This is a genomic window from Corallococcus sp. Z5C101001, assembly GCF_007352635.1.
Lineage (GTDB): Bacteria > Myxococcota > Myxococcia > Myxococcales > Myxococcaceae > Corallococcus > Corallococcus silvisoli.
On sequence record NZ_VKLU01000014.1, the window covers coordinates 179,230 to 196,133 of the forward strand.

Consider the following 16,904-nt stretch of genomic DNA (forward strand, 5'->3'; position numbering starts at 1 on the left):
AGGAGGCCGCCTCATGAAGCTGCGTACGCTTGGCTTGTCGATGGTCGGTGTGGCGGGGCTCATGGCCCTGCCCGCGTGCAAGAAGGACGAAGCCCCCCCCTCGGCGCCCGCCACGCGTCCGTCGGCGCCCACGCAGGAAGCCGTCCCCCCCACCCCCACTGCGGGCGCGGGCGAGGCGGCGGCTCCGGCGCCCGCGGGCAATGGCGTGGTGAAGGGCACGGTGTCGTTCACCGGCACGCCTCCGGCGATGGCGGAGCTGGCGCCCAGCGCGGATCCCGCGTGCGACGGCCGGCCGGAGAAGGAGCAGTCCGTGCTGGTGAAGGACGGCAAGCTCCAGAACGTGCTGGTGCGCGTGAAGGGCCCGGTGGCTGGCGCGCCCGCGGCGCCGTCCACGCCGGTGGAGGTGGACCAGTCCAAGTGCGCCTATGTGCCGCGCGTGCAGGGCGCGGTGGCGGGCCAGCAGGTGGTGTTCAAGAACAGCGACGGCACGCTGCACAACGTGCGCGGCGTGGTGGGCACCCGGCCGGTGTTCAACGTGGCCCAGCCGCCCTCGGGTGCGCCCGTGCAGAAGCCCCTGCCTTCGGACGCGGAGGTGCTGCGGCTGAAGTGCGACGTGCACCCGTGGATGACGGCCTACGTGGTGAGCAACCCCAACCCGTACTTCACCACCACCGGCGCTGACGGCACGTTCACCCTGACGGGCCTGCCCGCGGGCACGTACACGCTGGAGGCGTGGCACGAGACGCTGGGCACGAAGACGGCGGAGGTCACCGTGAAGGAGGGCGCTCCCACGGAGGCGTCCTTCACCTTCGCCGTGACCGACGCCCAGGCGAAGCAGTAGCGCGTCCGCCTGGACCGGGGGGACGGTTCACCCGGCCCCCTTCCAGGCCGCGTCGTGCGTGGAGTCGCCCGGCGGTTCGCGGGCGCTGCGCCTTCGCGGCGGTCGCGACATTCTCGGCGGCGCGCTTCGGTAGGGCGGCGCCTGCTCCCCCGGCGGTTCGAGGCCGCTAGGCCTGCGGGGTCACGGGGAGGGTCGGTGGGCCCGCTTTGCGGACGGTGAAGCCCACCCGCGCGCCTCCGTCGGGCCGGTTCTCCGCGAAGACCTCGCCGCCGTGGGCCCGGGCGATGCGCTGCACCAGCGCGAGCCCCAACCCCAGCGAACCCGCCTCGCGCGCCTCGCCGCCCCGGTCCTTGCGGTAGAACGGCTGGAAGATGCGCGTCTCCTCGCCAGGCAGGAGCCCCGGGCCCCGGTCCTCCACGCTGAAGGCCAGGTGCTCCGTGCCGTGCTCCTGCAACCGGAGCGCTTCCACCCCCGCGCCGTGCTTGCGGGCGTTGTCGAGCAGGTTCACCAGCGCGCGGCCCAGCAGCGTCGCGTCCGCCAGCAACGTCACGTCATCCGTCTCCGGCTGCAACAGCGTGGCGGACAGGCCGGTGCGCTCCAGCGCCTGGGCCGCGAGCACGCCCGCCTCCAGCGCCTTGGGCGTGAGCTGTCCGAAGTCCAGGCGCGAGCTCGCCAGCAGCTCGCCCACCAGCGCGTCCAGCTCCACCACCTCGCGGTCCACCTGATCCAACGTGCGCGGGTTGCCTCCTCCGTCGCGCAAGAGCTCCGTCAGCACCCGCAGCCGCGCCAGGGGGGTGCGCAGCTCATGCGACACCGCGGCCAGCAGCTCGCGTTGATCCGCCATCTGCTTCTCGATGCGCGCCGCCATGTCGTTGAACGACTCGGCGAGCACCGCGAACTCACCGGTGGCGTGGTGGTGGAGGCTCGCCCGCGTGCCCAACCGGCCCTCGCCCAGCTCCTGCGTGGCTCGCACCAGCGTGTCCACCGGGCGCGCCATCCGGTACGAGATGCCGCCCGCCGCCGTCCACAGCACCAGCACCGCGATGCCCAGCGGCAAGACAGCCTGCCAGGGGCTTCGCGTGCGGGTGCGCAGGTAGCACACCTGCAGCGTCCCCAGCTGCGCGTCCTCCCGCATCACGGGGATGGAGGCGTCCGGCTTCGGGCACGGGGCGCCTCCTTGGGCCACCACCGCGCCGGACAGGTCCTTCAGCTCGACCTCCACGTCCAGGTCGTCGGAGATGCTCCGCACCAGGGAGTCGCGTGCCGCGGGCGCGTCCCACACCTCCGCGAAGCGGTGGCCCACGAACGAGCGCACGCGCTCCGTCTCCTGCCTCCAGGAGTTGCCGCCCGTCAGGTTCATCACCCACGACACCACGAACACCGTCACCAGGATGGTGAGCCCGAACATGACGAACAGCCGCCGCCGCAGCCGCGCCTGCACGAAGGACCCGAGCCGGCCCAGGTGGAACTTGCGCCGGTGGTGGGGATGTTCAGGGTGATGGTGGCGGAAACCCGGAGGGGGCCTCCGTCCCCAGGGCCCCCCGTGGGGATGCCGGTGGCCCCAGCCCATCAGGTGCCTTCCTTCGCAAAGACGTACCCCACGCCGCGCACCGTCTTGATGAGGCGCGTGCCCACGTCCCCCAGCTTCTGGCGCAGGTGGGAGATGTGCACGTCCACTGTGCGCTCGCTCACCACGGTGTCATTTCGCCCCGCCTCGCCCAGGAGCGCGTCGCGGGGAATCACCCGGCCCGCCCGCCGCACCAGCGCGAGCAGCAGGTCGAACTCCAGCCCCGTCAAATCCACCGCGCGTCCCTCCACCCGCACCTCGCGCCCGGACACGTCGATGGAGACCCCGCTCGACTCGAGCCGGTCCGCCACGGCCGACGGCTGCGCTCGCCGCAACACCGCGCGCAGGCGGGCGAGCAGCTCGCGCGGGCCAAAGGGCTTGGGCAGGTAGTCGTCCGCGCCCAGCTCCAGGCCCACCACCCGGTCCGTCTCGTCGCCCTTCGCGGTGAGCATCAGCACCGGGATGCGGCTCTTGGCCCGGATGCGCTTGCACACCTCCAGGCCGTCCATGCCCGGCATCATCACGTCCAGGAGCACGGCGTCGAAGGCGTTCGCCTCCAGCGCCGCCAGCCCCCGGCCGCCGTCGGGCGCGTGGCTGACGGTGATGCCGTTCTGCCCGAGGTACTCCGCGAGCAGCTCGAACATCCGGGTGTCGTCATCGATGAGCAGGACGCGGGTGGGCATGGGCGGGGCGGAATCCTAACGCGCTCCCGGCGCGTCGGCGGGGCCCGCGGCGCCTGGAGGCGGTTGCGCGTGCCAGTCCCAGTACGGAGGCATCCCGTTGCGGTAGGCGGGGCCTCCCCAGTCGCCCCGGTGGCAGGCCGAGCGGTGGTGGCGGGCGAGGTTCGCGAAGCCGGAGGCGTAGCCTCCGATGGCACCCGCGGCGAGCAGGACGACGAGCAGACGGTGTCTCATGTGGCGGTCTCCAGACGAAGGGCAGGGGGCTCAGACGAAGGACGCCGGGCCGTCATCGTTGTGGGGACGGCCTCCCCAACGGCCGCGTCCACCGCAGCCTCGCCCGTGCCAGCCCCGGCCCCCGCGCCAGCCGTAGCCCCAGCCGTGCTCGATGATGTCCGCGAGCTCGCGGCGCTGGTTGGGCTCCAGCGCCTCGTGCATCCGGGACAGCCCGTCCTGCACCGCGTTGCGCAGCGTCTCCAGCGCCACGTCGTGGCGGCTGAACAGCTCCCGCAGCATGGCGCCGTCGAAGTGCTCCCCGCGCATCGACCCCGCGAGCGCCGTGCGGCTGGGGCCCCACTGGTCCTTCACCTTGGCGAAGGCCTCGCGCACGTCCTCCACCGCCTTCACGATGACCTTCTCCTGGCCGGGCGACGTCTCCAGCCGCTCGAAGAGCCAGCGGAGCCGGGGGCGCGCGCTCCAGCGGCCCCCATGGCCCGCGTGGTGGTGGTAGTGGCCGTACCGCCCCCGGTGCAGGGTGGCGAAGAGACCGGCGAGGCAGGCGGTACCGAAAACGAATCCGAACATGTGTGGCTCCTGAAAGCAGGCCGGGCACCGACCAGGCGGGCCCGTGTCGTTTCTGACGGAGCTCAAGGTAGAAGCCGGGTGTGAAGCCCACGCCCGGCTGGGGTGAAGAAGTATGAAGGCCGGGACGCGCTCGTCCGGAATCGCGGCGGGGCCCGGGGTGTTCAATCGCCGGGCCTCGACGGAGTCCGCTGTGTCGGATGACGGACGGCTGCCTGCTGGATTCCACTCTCAGGAGTGGAGTTCCCGCAGGAAGTGGGTAGAGTGCCCGGCGTGCCGGGGCGGTGTTCGTTTCGGCACCGGTGGCAGGCGAGAGCCGGTCACCGGTTCAGAGCAGAGAAAGAGAAGAGACTCACAATGGCAACTGGTACCGTGAAGTGGTTCAACGACGCGAAGGGCTTCGGTTTCATCGCGCAGGACAATGGCGAAGACGTTTTCTGCCATCACACTGCCATCAACATGGATGGCTTCCGCACCCTGGCCGAGGGCCAGAAGGTGGAGTTCGAAGTCACCAAGGGCCCCAAGGGCCTGCAGGCGCAGAACGTCCGCGCCGCCTGAGTTGAACGAATCCCGACTCTCCGCGAGCGGTGAGTCACCGAAGCCCAGTCTTCCCTTGCGGAGACTGGGCTTTCGTCTTTCTGGACGCAGGGCAGGCAGGCGATCCGCGACGCGCGGTCCGCCAGCGCCCGGGGCCTTCCCTACCTTCTTCCCAGGTGGAGCGCGGCGTCGCACGCCGCCCCCCGAGGAGAAGCGACCATGGGCGACACCAGCGTGAAGAAGGTCGAAAGCCGCCATTCCCCCAAGGGGGAGATGGGCCAGAAGTACCTCGCGTCCGGCGTCCGCGTGGCCATGCGGCTGTGGGAGGACGAGCCGCCCGCCGAGGCCAAGCCCGCCAGCACCCGCGACTACGAGACCGTGGGCTACGTGCTCAAGGGCCGCGCGGAGCTGCACCTGGAGGGGCAGGTCATCCTGCTGAACCCCGGTGACTCCTGGCTCGTGCCGCGCGGCTCCAGTCACACGTACAAGGTCCTGGAGACCTTCTCCGCCGTGGAGGCGACCAGCCCCGTGTCCTCCGTGCACGGCCGTGACGAGCACGACGCCGTGGCGAAGGGCGCCAAGGCCTGACGCGGCGGCGAGCAGGGCTTGCCGCGAGGAGGGCCGACGGCGCCGGCCCCCCGCGCGTTCTCCTCAAGGACCGTGGAGGATGGTGCCCCCGGCTCCGACGATCCAGACGTCGTCGGGGCCCGAGCCCGAAACACCGTACAGGTCCTTCGTCGTAGGCGAGTCCACCTGCGTCCAGTCATCGCCGTTCCAGTGCAGGATCGTCCCGCCCGAGCCGACGGCCCAGACGTCGCTCGAGCCGCTCCCCCAGACGCCGTGGAGGAAGGGGTAGGGCGAGAGCTGATCCATGACGAGGCCGGCGGTGGACCTCCACCGCATCACCACTCCCGACGAGCCGACGGCGAAGGCCTCGTTGGCGGAAGCGGCCCAGACAGCCTGGAGGCTCGTCGTGGTGGGCGTCGTCAGCGACTCCCAGTCGGTGCCCGTCCACCGCATGATCGAGCTGTCCTTGGCGGCGAAGGCCGTGCCGTCCGCGACCATGAAGATGTCTGGCATCTGGGTGTAGGGGTGGGGGGTGCCCGTGGCGAGCTTCGTCCACTGCGCGCCGTCCCAGACGAACGTGTAGTGCTGATCCCCCTCCTTGCCGGCTGCCATGGCGCTCCGCGATGACGCCGCGGCGATGCCCGTGAGCGGGGCCGCCGTCAGCGGGGGGCTGTACCCAGACCACGTGCCACTCGCCAGGGACAGGAGGGTCCCGCCTTCACCCACCGCCCAGCCTCCACCCTCGGCGAGCGTCAACGCGTAGAGATCCAGGGACGTCGGCGAACCGGCGGCGCTCCACTGGCTGCCGTCCCAACGCAGCACGGTGCCGCGGAGTCCCACGACGTACGCCTCCGTGGGGGACACGACGGCCACATCCCGCAGGGTCGCCGTGGTCGTGCTCGGCATGAGCTGGAAGCTGGGCGTCGAGCCACCATCCCCATCGCCTCCTCCATCCGCCATGCCGCCGTCCGCCGGTCCAGCGTCAACCCCGAGGCCCGCGTCGTCCTGCCCCGCGTCGTTCTGCCCCGCGTCGTTCTGCCCCGCGTCAGGCAGCTCCGGGGCGCAGACGCCTTGCTGACACAGGGCGCCCGACCCACAGGCGACGCATGCCGCGCCAAACGAGCCGCAGGCTGAATCCAGGGTGCCTCGGAGGCAGACGCCCTGCTTGTTGATGCATCCCTCGCACCCGGTTGGAGACTGGCACGAAGCGGCCACTCCCACGCTCAATCCCAGGACGAGGGCCAGAACCGTTCCTCGAAACGTCGACATTGCTCGCGACCTCAGAACCCGGCTCCGGCCAAGCAGGTGCCTGCGACACTAGCATGCCGTTGAACAAGACTGACGCGGCGGCGAGCGCGGTTTCCCCAGGGAAGAGGGCCCGCCACGCGCTGTCAGCCTCGGGAGCGGACCTCGTCGACGGGGCATGCGAATCCTGACCGTTGATGAGAAGCCCCTTCATGAATGGTGGTACCTGAACGCCGCGCCGCGAGGGGGGACGCGCGCTGAAAGACTGCCGCTGCTGTGCGGTTGGGTGGACAGCCTTCCCCCGGACGTGGACGCGGTCATCGCGCTGTCGGACCTCCAGGGCATGGCACCCCATGCCCTGCGCGACGGGGCCGCGGCGCTGCTGGGCGAGGTCCTGGCGGATGAGCTGGCGATGATGGGCGAGGCGGGTGACATCCCTCTCGCGAGCCGCACTGGCATCCTCCTCGCGGGCGACCTCTTCTCCAGCCCCGGCGCGGAGGTGCGGGGGGCTTCGGGAGATGTGCGGAGCGTCTGGAGCGCCTTCTCCGCGTCCTTTCGCTGGGTCGTCGGCGTCGCGGGGAACCACGACACCTTCGGGCGTGGCCAGGAGCAAGCGCGCTTCTTCCACCAACCGGGGCGCACCCTGTTGGATGGCGAGGTCGTCGCGCCGGATGGGCTGTCATTGGGCGGGGTGAGCTACATCATCGGCCGGCCCGACAAGCTGAACCGGCGCGAGCAGTCCGCCCAACTGGAGCGAATCGAAAGCGTCCTCCTCCAGGAGCCCGAGGTGCTCCTCCTCCACGAGGGCCCGGACGTGCCTGGGACGAACCTGCGCGGCAACGCCGTCATCCGGGAGGCCGTGGAGCCCTGGAGCAGGCTCCTCGTCATCTGCGGTCACTGCCATTGGGACGTCCCGCTGGCCACGCTCGCGGGAGGCACGCAGGTCCTCAACGTCGATGCTCGCGCCGTGCTGCTCCGGCGTGCCGGCACCTGACCCCGGAGCGAGGCGCCGCATCCCGTCGCCCGCGGCGGTCGCCGTGCTCGAGCCTCCCGGTGCTACCTGGCGGCGGGCACGAGGCCGTAGAGGGTGGTGATCTCCCGGGAGCGCGCGGCGTGCAGTGGGTCCGTCGTGTCCTTGGCCTTGGAGTGCCGCGCCGGGGTGGACTTTCGCCAGGACACCGTCAGGCCGCAGCGCGCGAACTGCTCCTCCAGCCACCCGGGCGGACGCAAGCCCAGCAACACAGCGAGGTCCGACAGGATCAGCAGCCCCTCTCCCCCCGGGGTGAGCGCGGCGGGGAGTCCTTCGAGGAAGCGCCGCAGGAACTGGCTGTCCTCGTCGAACACCGCTCGGTCCACCCGGTTCTTGGGCGGCTCCGGAATCCACGGTGGGTTGCAGACGACGAGGTCCGCCTTTCCGTCCGGAAACAGGTCCGACTCCGTGACCTGGAAGCGCTGCGAGAGGCCGAGTCGCTCCGCGTTCTCCCGGGCGCACGCCACCGCGCGGGAGTCGCAATCCGTGGCCTGCGCGGACGCCGCGCCTCGCTGCAGGAGGAGAAAGGAGAGCACTCCGGTGCCGGTGCCCACGTCGAACACGCGCTTGTCCTTCACGTCCGCCACGGCGGCCAGCAGCTCCACGTAGTCGGTGCGCGTGGGCAGGTAGACGCCGTAGTGCGGATGGAGCTGGCCCTTCAGCCCCGGGACGGCCAGGCCCTTGCGCCGCCACTCCGTGGCCCCGAGCATGCCAAGCAACTGCTTGAGCGGCACGACGGTGAAGTCCGCGGTGGGCTCGCCCCACACCTGTCGACACGCTTCGGAGACCTCCGGTGCTCTCGCGAGGCCCAGGCGGTAGCTCTTGTCGAGCGCGACGACGACTCGCGACAGCGTCGCATGTTCCAGCTGCCGCGCGCGGCGCTCGGCCCGGAACGCCTCCAGCGGCGAGCGGGCTTGCGACGGCCGCTCGAGGCGCCGACCCAGCGCGCCGAGGAGCTGCTTCGCGTTGTGGAAGTCTCCGGTGTAGCGCAGGAACTCGCCCCGCCGGACGCGCTTGAGCGCGGTGTCGGCGCTGAGCCCATCATCCACGGCCGACAGGCGCGTGGGAGCGGGCTCATCACTCTCCGAGTGCCAGGTGAACGCGGCGTCGGGGGGAAACTCGAAGGGCGTGGCGGTGGACGACGGCCCCTTCTGGGCGGCGGTGGGGCGGCGTGGGCGGTGCATGGGCCTGGGCTAGCACGTCCGAGCCCCACCGTCGCGCGCACGGTAGGGCAGGGGGCTCCCGATGGCGGGGCCTCCCCGCGCGAACGGGTGCGGCTGCTCAGGCGAAGGCTGCGCTGCGCAGGACCATCACGTCGGCGAAATCCTGGCGCTGCGGCGCCAGACACAGGGCTCCTTGTGACACCTGCTCGAGGAAGTGCTCGCCGTAGTCGTGGCGCGGGCCCGAGGCGTACACGGTGATGTCCCGAGCCCGCGCGACCTCCCCCAGCATCCGTGCGACCGCGTGCGCCACCTCTCCCCAGAAGGGGAAGTACAGATAGAACGCGGTGCCATCCGACAGGTCCACGTCACGGACATCCGCGTGGATGAACTCCAGGTTCGGCAGCCCGAAGCGCTCGCCATTGCGGCGCGCGGACTCGACGTACGTCTGTCCGTACTCCACGCCCTTGACCTGGGCGAAGGTGCTCGCGGCCACGGTGATGGCGAACTTCCCGTTGCCGCAGCCGAGGTCGTAGACGGTGTCGCGCTGCCCAGGGCTCGTGGTGGACAGGAAGTCGGAGATGCGCTGGGCCCGCGAGGCCATGTTCACTTGCCCGAAGGGGGGGCGGTCCTGGCCCGTGGTGATACGTGAAATGCGCAGCAGGCCCTCAAGCCAGTCATCCGCCGCCGTGCTCGCGCGGCCCGTGGCCTCGGTGAAGCCAAGCCCCTCCCACTGTTCCCTGAAGCGCGCCGGAGAGAGGCCTCCCGAGCGGAGCTGCTGCGCGACGTCCGCGCCTGCCGCATCCAGCGCCTCGGTGACCGCGTGCGCGCGTGCCATCAGCGCCGCCCAGAGCACCTGGAGCTCCGGACGCGCTCGGACGTCGAGAAGGAGCAGCTCGGGCTCCACGTTCTCCTGCACGAAGGAGAACCGCTCGAAGAGCTCCCACCGTGCGCCCAGGCCCAACGTTCGTGAATCCCAGGGCGCCAGGAGAAGGGTCTCGGCGCGCTCGACCCACCAGGGGGAGGCGGGTGGAGTCGAGGGGGTGGGGGGCATGTGCCCAGGAGGGTGTCAAACGAACGGGGCGCTGTCCAACCCGAGCGCCCGAAGGCCGGCACGGTCGCAAGGCCGCTGACCTCGACGGACAGCACCGACCCCTCTTTCTTCGATACCGTCGGCGGCGCGGCGAGCCGTCCTCTTCCAGGTCTGGCCTCCGCGGGGAGAACAGGACCGGATGAGCACCCGTGGTGATGCAGCACCGCTTCCTCACGCCATGGAGGTCCAGGGTGAGGGCGGTTTCTTCGTTTCGGACGACGCGGCCCGGATCGACCTGGACGTCGTTCACGGATACCTGACGCGCTCCTATTGGAGCCCGGGCATCTCCCGGTCGATGGTCGAGCAGGCCCTGCGAAACTCTCTTGTCTTCGGCTTGTATGGTGCGGACGGTATCCAGGTGGGCTTCGCGCGCGTCGTCACGGACCGCGCGACGTTCGCCTACCTCTGCGACGTGTTCATCCTGGAGTCACACCAGGGCCAGGGCTTGGGCAAGCGGTTGATGGAGGCCGTCATGGCGCACCCCGACCTCCAGGGACTGCGGCGCTTCCTCCTGGCGACGCGGGATGCGCACAGCCTGTACGCGCGGCATGGCTTCACCCCGCTGAAGAGCCCCGAGCGCTTCATGGAGCGCCACGACCCGGACGTCTATCGCCGGAAGTAGCGGCGCCCCTGGCCTCCCGTGGGCTGCTTCGACGCGAAACCTACGCGGCGCGCGTGCCGGGGATACCCTTGCGCTCCATGAAGGCCCGCAGCTCCGGCCAATGGGCCGAGAGCATGTCGAAATCGTCGGGGCGCGTGGGCTGTGTCGTGCTCAGCGCGACATCAATGGCGGCCGCATGGGTGGCCGGATCCAGGGAGTCCAGGGCGAAGGCCCGGAGGAGCTTGAGTCGGCGGGCATCCCGCCCCACCAGCATGTCCGCTTCCGCCGTGCGAGACTCCAACTCCGCCACCGCGGCTGCGTGGCGGCCCTCGCGGCAGAGGAGCCCGACTTCCGGGAGCAACGCATACGTGGGAGGGAGGCCGTTGGCCCGCTTGCGCCCCTCCTCCAGCCATGCGCGCGCGGCGCCGCCGTCTCCTTGGACGAAGTAGGCCATGGCGATCAAGTTGGGCATCCACCGGTACAACGCCGGCACGGACCTGCGCACCTGGCGGGAGCGCTCCGCCGAACCGAAGAGCTCGAGCGCTCGCGGAGCATCCCCCAGCGCCAGCATGCACTGGCCGAGCAAGGCGACCGACACGGCTCGCTGCGTCCCCTGCGTGCTGCGGCGTGCGGCTTCCTCGAAGCGGTGCGCCGCTTCTCGTTCGTCACCTGCTCCGAAGAAGGAAACCCCCTGATGATAGGCGGCCCCCCATCTGCGGATCCGCCAGAAAAAGAAGGCGAACAGCGTCAGGAACACCGCGACCAGGAGCGGGATCACGACCTGCGGGGACATGCTCACCCTGGGATTCGCGCCCCCTCGGGCGAAATATTGATAGGAGATGAGGTAGACGGCGATGAGCGCCAGTCCCGTGATGCCTCTGCGCAAGGAGAAAAAGGAGAGGGGCCTGAGATGGCGCTCTTTCGGCAGGGGAAGTGCATTCACGTGGGAGTCCGGGAGGTAAAGGACAAAGCCTCTCGTACCCTGAAAAGCACTTCACGTGCCAGCTATCGGGAGCCCTGGCATCCCCTGCCTCATGCTTGTGCTGGGGGTGCCAGGTTCAATGGGGCTACCCCTGGGTGGGGCCGGTGGAGTCCGGCGGCTCCGTGGACGCGAAGCGCGTGTCGATATGCAGCGCGCGGGACAGCGTCAGCGTGACGGGCGTCTTCGCGGCGATTTCGAGCAGCCGCGCCCGCTGCTCCGGTGTCACCGTGTCCGCGCAGTCGAGGACCCGCTCGACGCGCTCACCCGCGGGCTCGCGCATCAGCTTGAGGCGCACGACGAGCCTGCCCAGGTCCCACTTCTTCTTCTCCGCGTACATCTTGAGCGTGATGGCCGTGCAGGAGCCGAGCGAGCCCATCAGGAGCTGATACGGCGCGGGGCCAAGGTCCGCGCCACCGCGTGCCACGGGCTCATCCGCGATGAACTGGTGGCGTCCGGTGCGGACGTGCTGGGTGAGTCCTTCGCCGCCCTCCACCGTGGCGGCGGCGAGCAGGACGCTATCGGAGGCGTTGGTCATGCCCCGTTCTACGCCAGGTCGCTGCGCGGCGTCTCCACAGCCGCACCCGCGCCGCCACGACTCAGCCCATGCCGACCCGGATTGAAATGGACGACATGTGTGGGATTGGCGGGCCGGGCAGGACTCCAAAACGTGACGTGTTCGTTAGAATTGCGTTCTATTCAATTTTGACTTGGTAATATTGACATGCTGGTTTCGTTGTCCGCAATGTCTGCCCATCGCCGAGGCTGGCGATAGGGGATCGCACCATGCCGAAGTCGAACGAACTCTCGTCCTGCCTCCTTCCCGCCCGCCACGTCTGGCCGGCGCTCGTTGCTCTCGCCCTGGCCGCTTTCGCGCCGACGGCCCAAGCCGCTTCGGCGATCTACGGCGGCGGCCCGTTCTATTCCGGCGGCACCGCGGTGATGGACGACCTGCGCGGCTCGGGCTTCACCACCGTGATCCTCTGGAGCTTCCACATCGAGGACAACGGCGACCTCGTCTACAACGACATCCCGGTGGTCAAGAACGGCGCCTATATCGGTGACTCGGCCTGGCCGGCGCGGCTGGCCACGCTCAAGACCGCGCCGACCTCGGTCAATCGCATCGAAGTGTCGATTGGCGCCTGGAGCGTCCCGGATTTCGAGCGCATGGCCAGGCTGGTCAACGGCACCGCCGCTGGCTGCGGCAGCACGCTCGTCTGTGGCACCGGCAGCACCAGCATCCTGTACCGCAACTTCCAGGCGCTGAAGACCGCCACGGGCGCCGCCGCGGTCAACTTCGACGACGAGAGCGCCTACGACCTCGCGCCGACCACCCAGTTCGGGCAGATGCTGAGCGGCCTGGGCTTCAAGATCACCTTCGCGCCCTACACCAACCAGGGCTTCTGGCGGTCTCTCAAGGACAACCTCGGCAGCGCGGTCGATGGCATCTACCTTCAGGTGTACGACGGCGGCGCCGGAAACAATCCGGCGACCTGGAACACCGCGATGGGCATGACCGTCGCCCCGGGCCTCTGGTCGCGCCATGGCACCGGCTGCGGCAGCGGCGACAGCCCGGCCACCGTGCAGAGCAAGATGAGCAACTGGAAGAGCACCGCCGGCATCGGCGGCGGCTTCATCTGGCTGTATGACGACATCCAGAAGTGCGGGGCGCAGGGCACGGCCGCGCAGTACGCGGCGGCGATCAACACCGCGGTCAGCGGCAATACCCCGCCGGTGGCCAACTTCGGCGTCACCGTGAGCGGACTGACCGCGATCTTCAGCGACGCCTCCAGCGACAGCGACGGAAGCATCGCCTCCCGAAGCTGGACCTTCGGAGACGGCGGTGGCTCGACCGCGACCAACCCCAGCCATGTCTATGCCAGCGCCGGCGACTACAGCGTCAGCCTGACCGTGACCGACAACGGCGGCGCCAACAACACCAAGACCCAGGTCGTCTCGGTTGGCGTCGGCAATATCAACCTGGCGCTCAACAAGCCGGCGACCGGCTCCAGCGCCTGCAACAGCAGCGAGACACCGGCAAAGGCGGTCAACGGGAGCGTCTCCGGTGGCACCACCGACAAGTTCTGCTCGTTGACCTCTCCTTCCTGGCTGCAGGTGGATCTCGGGTCGGCGCAGACCGTCAGCAGCTTCGTCGTCAAGCATGCCGGCGCGGGGGGCGAATCGAGCACCTGGAACACCCGGGCATTCACCATCCAGACCTCCAGCAACGGCACGACCTGGAGCACGCCGGTGACGGTGACGAACAACACCGCCGACAGCTCGACCCATTCGATCAGCGCCACCTCCGCGCGCTACATCAAGCTCAACGTGGCCACCCCGACCCAGACCACCGACCCGGCGACGCGCATCTACGAATTCGAGGTGCGCTGACCGGTCCCCCTCCCCACCGGCAGGTCCGCCCGGGGCCAAGGTCGCGAAAAGTGGAGCTCGGGCTGGCAATCGATCCGGAGCCAATGCAGTACACCGGAGGTTCCACCTCCTTCCTCCGGTGAAAGCATGCGTCGTCCTGTGTCCCACATCGCCCTCGCGGCCGTCCTGTTCGGCTCGGAAGGGACTGCCCTCGCCGCGGAGGGGGCGAAGAAGCCCGCCACGCAGTGGGTGTCCAGCCCCGCCCAGACGGCCCGTGTGGCGCGAGTCGAGGCGGGATTGGCCCCCGTGGTCATCGAAGGCGAGAAACCCCAGCGCCTGACGATCCAACAGTGGATGGCGCTGTACCAGATCCCCGGGCTGAGCATCGCCGTCTTCGACAAGAACGCCATCGTCTGGGCCAAGACCTATGGCGTGAAGGACGCTGGCGGCTCGGAGCCCGTCACCCTGGAGACGCTCTTCCAGGCGGGCTCCATCAGCAAGCCGGTGACGGCCATGGCGGCGCTGCACTTCGTCGAGGCAGGCAAGTGGTCGCTCGACGAGAACATCAACGACAAGTTGCGCTCGTGGAAGCTCCCGGAGAACGACTTCACGAAGGAGCAGAAGGTCACCCTTCGCAAGCTGCTCAGTCACAGCGGGGGGACGACGGTGCACGGCTTCCCCGGGTACGCGGTGGACGCGCCCATGCCCACGCTGGTGCAGGTGTTGGATGGCGTGGCACCCGCGAACACCTCCCCGGTGCGCGTCGACATCGTCCCCGGCACGCAGACGCGTTACAGCGGCGGCGGCACGTCCATCGTCCAGTTGATGATGGTGGATCAGCTCCAGAAGCCGTTCCCCCAGATCATGAGCGAGGCGGTGCTGAAGCCGCTCGGCATGACGCAGAGCTCCTTCGAGCAGCCCCCGGCTCCGGACCGTGCCGCCCGGACGGCGAGCGGGACGTACTCCAACGGGAAGAGCGTCGCGGGCCGCTGGCACGTGTACCCGGAGATGGCCGCAGCCGGACTGTGGACCACGCCGTCCGACCTGGCGCGGGTCGCCATCGAGGTGGCCAAGGCGAAGGCAGGGAAGTCCACGCGCGTGCTGTCCCAGTCGATGGCGAAGCAGATGCTCTCGCAGCAGTCGGAGCGGTTCGGGCTGGGCTTCCAGCTCATCCCCGGCGCCGACGGCTTCGGTCACGGAGGCGCGGACGAGGGCTTCCAGGCCTCGCTGACGTCCTTCAGTGACACGGGGGCCGGAGTGGTCGTCATGGCCAACTCCGACAACGGGTTCCTGCTCTTCGACCGCATCATCGCCAGCGTGGCCTCTGAATATGCCTGGGCCACGTTCAAGCCCACGCCCGAGTCGCCGGTCGCCCATGTGGACATGCTCACGCGGGTCAAGGGCGTCGACGCCGCGCTTGCCTGGTACACCGCGAAGCACGGTGAGGGCCTGACGGGCCTGGAGTCGGGGCAGCTGAACCAACTCGGCTATCAGTTGATGAGGGGCGGACAGGGCGCGGACGCGGTGCGGGTGTTCGAAGCGAACGTGAAGCTCTTCCCGACGGACGCGAACGTCTACGACAGCCTGGGGGAGGCTCAGCTCCAGGCTGGCCTGAAGGAAGCGGCCATCGCGAACTACAAGAAGTCGCTCGCGCTCAACGCGGGGAATACCAATGCCGTGAAGGTCCTCGAGAAGCTCGGAGTGCCCACGGGGAAGTGAGCCCGGGACGCTTCAGCTCGCCAGGCGGACGGACGTTCCCACCAACGCCGCTGCCCGGGTCCGCGTCCGCTGGATGCACTCCTCCATCAGCTGCCCCAGCTCCGCCTGGGGCAGCACGCCGTTTCGCGCGAGGAAGTCCTCGTCGACTCCTGGGATGCGTGGGAGCGCGGGCGTCCGCTGCGCCTCCAGCGCTTCCAAGGACTGACGCAGGGCCTGCTTCGCCTTGCCCCCGCCCCGTTCCAGGGCGAAGGCGATGACGTCCCAGGCCAGCTCCGCGTGCCGTGCCTCGTCCTCGGCGATGACCGACAGGGTCTCGCGCACGACAGGGTCGCTGGCCCGGCTCGCCCCTTCACTCGCGACCCTGGAGGCCACCCCTTCCCCCAGGCACCCATCCAGCAACGAGCCGCGCACCAGCCGGGCCCAGTCGTCACCGGCCTCGGGGCTCGGTGGCTGGGGGCGCTGCTGGCCCAGCTCTGGAATCGCCCCCGCGGTCCAGGGCAGCCCCGCGTAGGCCCGGGCCAGCGCGAAGCACCTCCTGGCGTGGCGGACCTCGTCCAGGGCCGCCAGGTGACACGCCTCGATCAGCTCCGAGGGGGCGCCCAGCGCGGTGAGCTTGAGCGACAGCTTCGCGAAGGCCGGAACCGACGCGTGCTCCAGGCTCGCGGAGTACCTCCACGCCTCGCCCAGCACCGTCCGCTGCCAGGGCGTGAGCCCCGCGACCTCCGGAACCACGCCGTCCACCCAGCCTTCCCCCAGGGCGCGACGGGCCACGCGAGCCCGCCCCCTCAGCCGCAGCACCCGTCCCTTCGCATAGCTTGAGCTGAAGAGCAGGTTGTACGCCCAGTACAAGAACCCCATGAACGAGGCGCTCAGGAACATCATCACGCCCCCGATCCACTTGGAGCCCCCATCGCGCGGCTTCCTCGCGGCGACGAGGACTCCCCACAGGAAGAGCCCGGGCCCCAAGAGGATGATCACCAGGAGGACCTGCCCGAGCCCCTCGGTCATGCGCATCCCTTTCGAAAGTGAGTGGAGCCAGCGCTCGCCAGCTGCCGTTCAAGAACCGCGTACGCACTGAGCAAGCCATGTGCCAGCACCCGCCGCCGCCCCAGTCGAGAGCGGCGGCGGAGCTGGTGCGCAATGTGCCGTACACGCGCGCTGCGCACGTGTGCATCCCGCTGCACGTGGATGTGTTTCACGAGACCCCGCGCCGGGTGGGGGCGGCGAGCGCACCGACAAGGGCGCGCCACTGCTGCTACGGCGGACCTGGGGCTGGGGGGCACGAACCGGTGGATGACTGGCGCACGGCCCCGCACGCGCGGTCACGCAGCGCCACGCGCAGCCGTCACCGGGAGCGCGGCCCCGTCGCTCCTGATCCGGTGTTTCCCGTGCTGGCCTGATACGCGCCCGGGAACCCGCGCTCAGGTTCGTTCGGCTCGGCCCCTCCGCGTCGCCTCCGTGAAGTCTGACGCCCTGCGTTGGTGCTGCGCTTTGACGCGCGAGGCCATCGTCTGTCTTTTGACAAGGTTGTCTGGCGGGTGCTACCGGTAGCTGAAACATGAATCGGCCTTCATCTTCCCCGGCGCGGATCCCGTTCGCTCCGCGAGCCCCGCGGGTGGGGAAGAGCGAAGGCGGACAGGATGCCTGCCGCCCGGCTGCTCATGTTCCCGTTTCCGTGCCCCGAGCCGCCGCTGGCGGGGTCCCAGGCGTTGTCGTG

The 16,904-nt window shown here is 69.8% G+C and carries 17 protein-coding genes; 7 read left to right on the top strand and 10 right to left on the bottom strand.

What is annotated here, in order from left to right:
- Positions 1-13: 13 nt before the first annotated feature.
- Entirely contained in the window at positions 14-841 is an 828-nt protein-coding gene (locus tag FOF48_RS29165; RefSeq protein ID WP_143906898.1) for a carboxypeptidase regulatory-like domain-containing protein, read from the top strand.
- 166 nt (positions 842-1,007) lie between these two features.
- Here the strand turns inward: FOF48_RS29165 and FOF48_RS29170 are convergent, their stop codons facing one another.
- The 4 genes from FOF48_RS29170 to FOF48_RS29185 are packed head-to-tail and all read right to left on the bottom strand — an operon-like array spanning position 1,008 to position 3,889.
- On the bottom strand, positions 1,008-2,411 hold the full coding sequence (locus FOF48_RS29170; protein ID WP_143906900.1) for a HAMP domain-containing sensor histidine kinase: 1,404 nt from the start codon (positions 2,409-2,411) through the stop codon (positions 1,008-1,010).
- The gene (locus FOF48_RS29175; protein WP_143906902.1) at positions 2,411-3,091 is read right to left on the bottom strand and encodes a response regulator transcription factor; all 681 of its coding nucleotides are present in this window, start codon (positions 3,089-3,091) and stop codon (positions 2,411-2,413) included. The genes FOF48_RS29170 and FOF48_RS29175 overlap by 1 nt, the downstream gene beginning before the upstream one ends.
- Before the next feature lie 15 nt (positions 3,092-3,106).
- Positions 3,107-3,322 carry a hypothetical protein gene (locus FOF48_RS29180; RefSeq protein ID WP_143906904.1) on the bottom strand — a complete coding sequence of 72 codons (216 nt, stop codon included), beginning with the start codon at positions 3,320-3,322 and terminating at the stop codon, positions 3,107-3,109.
- Between the two features lie 30 nt (positions 3,323-3,352).
- Entirely contained in the window at positions 3,353-3,889 is a 537-nt protein-coding gene (locus tag FOF48_RS29185) for a periplasmic heavy metal sensor (protein WP_143906906.1), read from the bottom strand.
- A gap of 354 nt (positions 3,890-4,243) precedes the next feature.
- Between FOF48_RS29185 and FOF48_RS29190 the strand changes: the two genes are divergently transcribed.
- Together FOF48_RS29190 and FOF48_RS29195 are read left to right on the top strand one after the other, a co-directional pair.
- A complete protein-coding gene (locus FOF48_RS29190) occupies positions 4,244-4,444 on the top strand; it encodes a cold-shock protein (protein WP_014395088.1) in 201 nt (66 codons plus the stop codon).
- Positions 4,445-4,642: 198 nt separating this feature from the next.
- Positions 4,643-5,011: a cupin domain-containing protein gene (locus FOF48_RS29195; RefSeq protein WP_143906908.1), complete on the top strand. Its 369-nt coding sequence runs from the start codon at positions 4,643-4,645 to the stop codon at positions 5,009-5,011.
- A 63-nt stretch (positions 5,012-5,074) separates the two neighbouring features.
- Here FOF48_RS29195 and FOF48_RS29200 read toward each other — a convergent pair whose 3' ends face one another.
- Positions 5,075-6,205: a hypothetical protein gene (locus FOF48_RS29200; RefSeq protein WP_143906910.1), complete on the bottom strand. Its 1,131-nt coding sequence runs from the start codon at positions 6,203-6,205 to the stop codon at positions 5,075-5,077.
- 208 nt (positions 6,206-6,413) lie between these two features.
- On the opposite strand from FOF48_RS29200, the gene FOF48_RS29205 reads away from it, so the two are divergent.
- A complete protein-coding gene (locus tag FOF48_RS29205; RefSeq protein WP_255442801.1) occupies positions 6,414-7,229 on the top strand; it encodes a metallophosphoesterase in 816 nt (271 codons plus the stop codon).
- A 62-nt stretch (positions 7,230-7,291) separates the two neighbouring features.
- Here the strand turns inward: FOF48_RS29205 and FOF48_RS29210 are convergent, their stop codons facing one another.
- Both FOF48_RS29210 and FOF48_RS29215 read right to left on the bottom strand, forming a co-directional pair.
- Complete coding sequence (locus FOF48_RS29210) at positions 7,292-8,449, bottom strand: class I SAM-dependent methyltransferase (RefSeq protein ID WP_143906912.1); 1,158 nt, start codon at positions 8,447-8,449, stop codon at positions 7,292-7,294.
- A gap of 97 nt (positions 8,450-8,546) precedes the next feature.
- Positions 8,547-9,389: a class I SAM-dependent methyltransferase gene (locus FOF48_RS29215; protein WP_161665729.1), complete on the bottom strand. Its 843-nt coding sequence runs from the start codon at positions 9,387-9,389 to the stop codon at positions 8,547-8,549.
- 268 nt (positions 9,390-9,657) lie between these two features.
- Here FOF48_RS29215 and FOF48_RS29220 point away from each other — a divergent pair, with 268 nt between their 5' ends.
- The gene (locus tag FOF48_RS29220; protein WP_304503242.1) at positions 9,658-10,140 is read left to right on the top strand and encodes a GNAT family N-acetyltransferase; all 483 of its coding nucleotides are present in this window, start codon (positions 9,658-9,660) and stop codon (positions 10,138-10,140) included.
- 40 nt (positions 10,141-10,180) lie between these two features.
- Here the strand turns inward: FOF48_RS29220 and FOF48_RS29225 are convergent, their stop codons facing one another.
- Both FOF48_RS29225 and FOF48_RS29230 read right to left on the bottom strand, forming a co-directional pair.
- Positions 10,181-11,005, bottom strand: a complete 825-nt coding sequence (locus FOF48_RS29225; RefSeq protein ID WP_143906916.1) for a tol-pal system YbgF family protein — start codon at positions 11,003-11,005, stop codon at positions 10,181-10,183.
- Between the two features lie 181 nt (positions 11,006-11,186).
- Positions 11,187-11,636, bottom strand: a complete 450-nt coding sequence (locus FOF48_RS29230; RefSeq protein WP_143906918.1) for an OsmC family protein — start codon at positions 11,634-11,636, stop codon at positions 11,187-11,189.
- 248 nt (positions 11,637-11,884) lie between these two features.
- Here FOF48_RS29230 and FOF48_RS29235 point away from each other — a divergent pair, with 248 nt between their 5' ends.
- Entirely contained in the window at positions 11,885-13,489 is a 1,605-nt protein-coding gene (locus FOF48_RS29235; protein ID WP_143906920.1) for a PKD domain-containing protein, read from the top strand.
- A 126-nt stretch (positions 13,490-13,615) separates the two neighbouring features.
- A complete protein-coding gene (locus tag FOF48_RS29240; protein WP_143906922.1) occupies positions 13,616-15,187 on the top strand; it encodes a serine hydrolase in 1,572 nt (523 codons plus the stop codon).
- A 12-nt stretch (positions 15,188-15,199) separates the two neighbouring features.
- Here the strand turns inward: FOF48_RS29240 and FOF48_RS29245 are convergent, their stop codons facing one another.
- Complete coding sequence (locus tag FOF48_RS29245; protein ID WP_143906924.1) at positions 15,200-16,195, bottom strand: ferritin-like domain-containing protein; 996 nt, start codon at positions 16,193-16,195, stop codon at positions 15,200-15,202.
- Positions 16,196-16,904: the final 709 nt, after the last annotated feature.

Excerpts from the sequence above, each read along its gene's own strand:
- FOF48_RS29195 (WP_143906908.1), top strand. The coding sequence starts at position 4,643 with ATGGGCGACACCAGCGTGAAGAAGGTCGAAAGCCGCCATTCCCCCAAG.
- FOF48_RS29175 (WP_143906902.1), bottom strand. The coding sequence starts at position 3,091 with ATGCCCACCCGCGTCCTGCTCATCGATGACGACACCCGGATGTTCGAG.
- FOF48_RS29230 (WP_143906918.1), bottom strand. The coding sequence starts at position 11,636 with ATGACCAACGCCTCCGATAGCGTCCTGCTCGCCGCCGCCACGGTGGAG.
- FOF48_RS29210 (WP_143906912.1), bottom strand. The coding sequence starts at position 8,449 with ATGCACCGCCCACGCCGCCCCACCGCCGCCCAGAAGGGGCCGTCGTCC.
- FOF48_RS29170 (WP_143906900.1), bottom strand. The coding sequence starts at position 2,411 with ATGGGCTGGGGCCACCGGCATCCCCACGGGGGGCCCTGGGGACGGAGG.
- FOF48_RS29180 (WP_143906904.1), bottom strand. The coding sequence starts at position 3,322 with ATGAGACACCGTCTGCTCGTCGTCCTGCTCGCCGCGGGTGCCATCGGA.
- FOF48_RS29165 (WP_143906898.1), top strand. The coding sequence starts at position 14 with ATGAAGCTGCGTACGCTTGGCTTGTCGATGGTCGGTGTGGCGGGGCTC.
- FOF48_RS29185 (WP_143906906.1), bottom strand. The coding sequence starts at position 3,889 with ATGTTCGGATTCGTTTTCGGTACCGCCTGCCTCGCCGGTCTCTTCGCC.
- FOF48_RS29245 (WP_143906924.1), bottom strand. The coding sequence starts at position 16,195 with ATGACCGAGGGGCTCGGGCAGGTCCTCCTGGTGATCATCCTCTTGGGG.
- FOF48_RS29205 (WP_255442801.1), top strand. The coding sequence starts at position 6,414 with ATGCGAATCCTGACCGTTGATGAGAAGCCCCTTCATGAATGGTGGTAC.
- FOF48_RS29235 (WP_143906920.1), top strand. The coding sequence starts at position 11,885 with ATGCCGAAGTCGAACGAACTCTCGTCCTGCCTCCTTCCCGCCCGCCAC.
- FOF48_RS29240 (WP_143906922.1), top strand. The coding sequence starts at position 13,616 with ATGCGTCGTCCTGTGTCCCACATCGCCCTCGCGGCCGTCCTGTTCGGC.
- FOF48_RS29190 (WP_014395088.1), top strand. The coding sequence starts at position 4,244 with ATGGCAACTGGTACCGTGAAGTGGTTCAACGACGCGAAGGGCTTCGGT.
- FOF48_RS29220 (WP_304503242.1), top strand. The coding sequence starts at position 9,658 with ATGAGCACCCGTGGTGATGCAGCACCGCTTCCTCACGCCATGGAGGTC.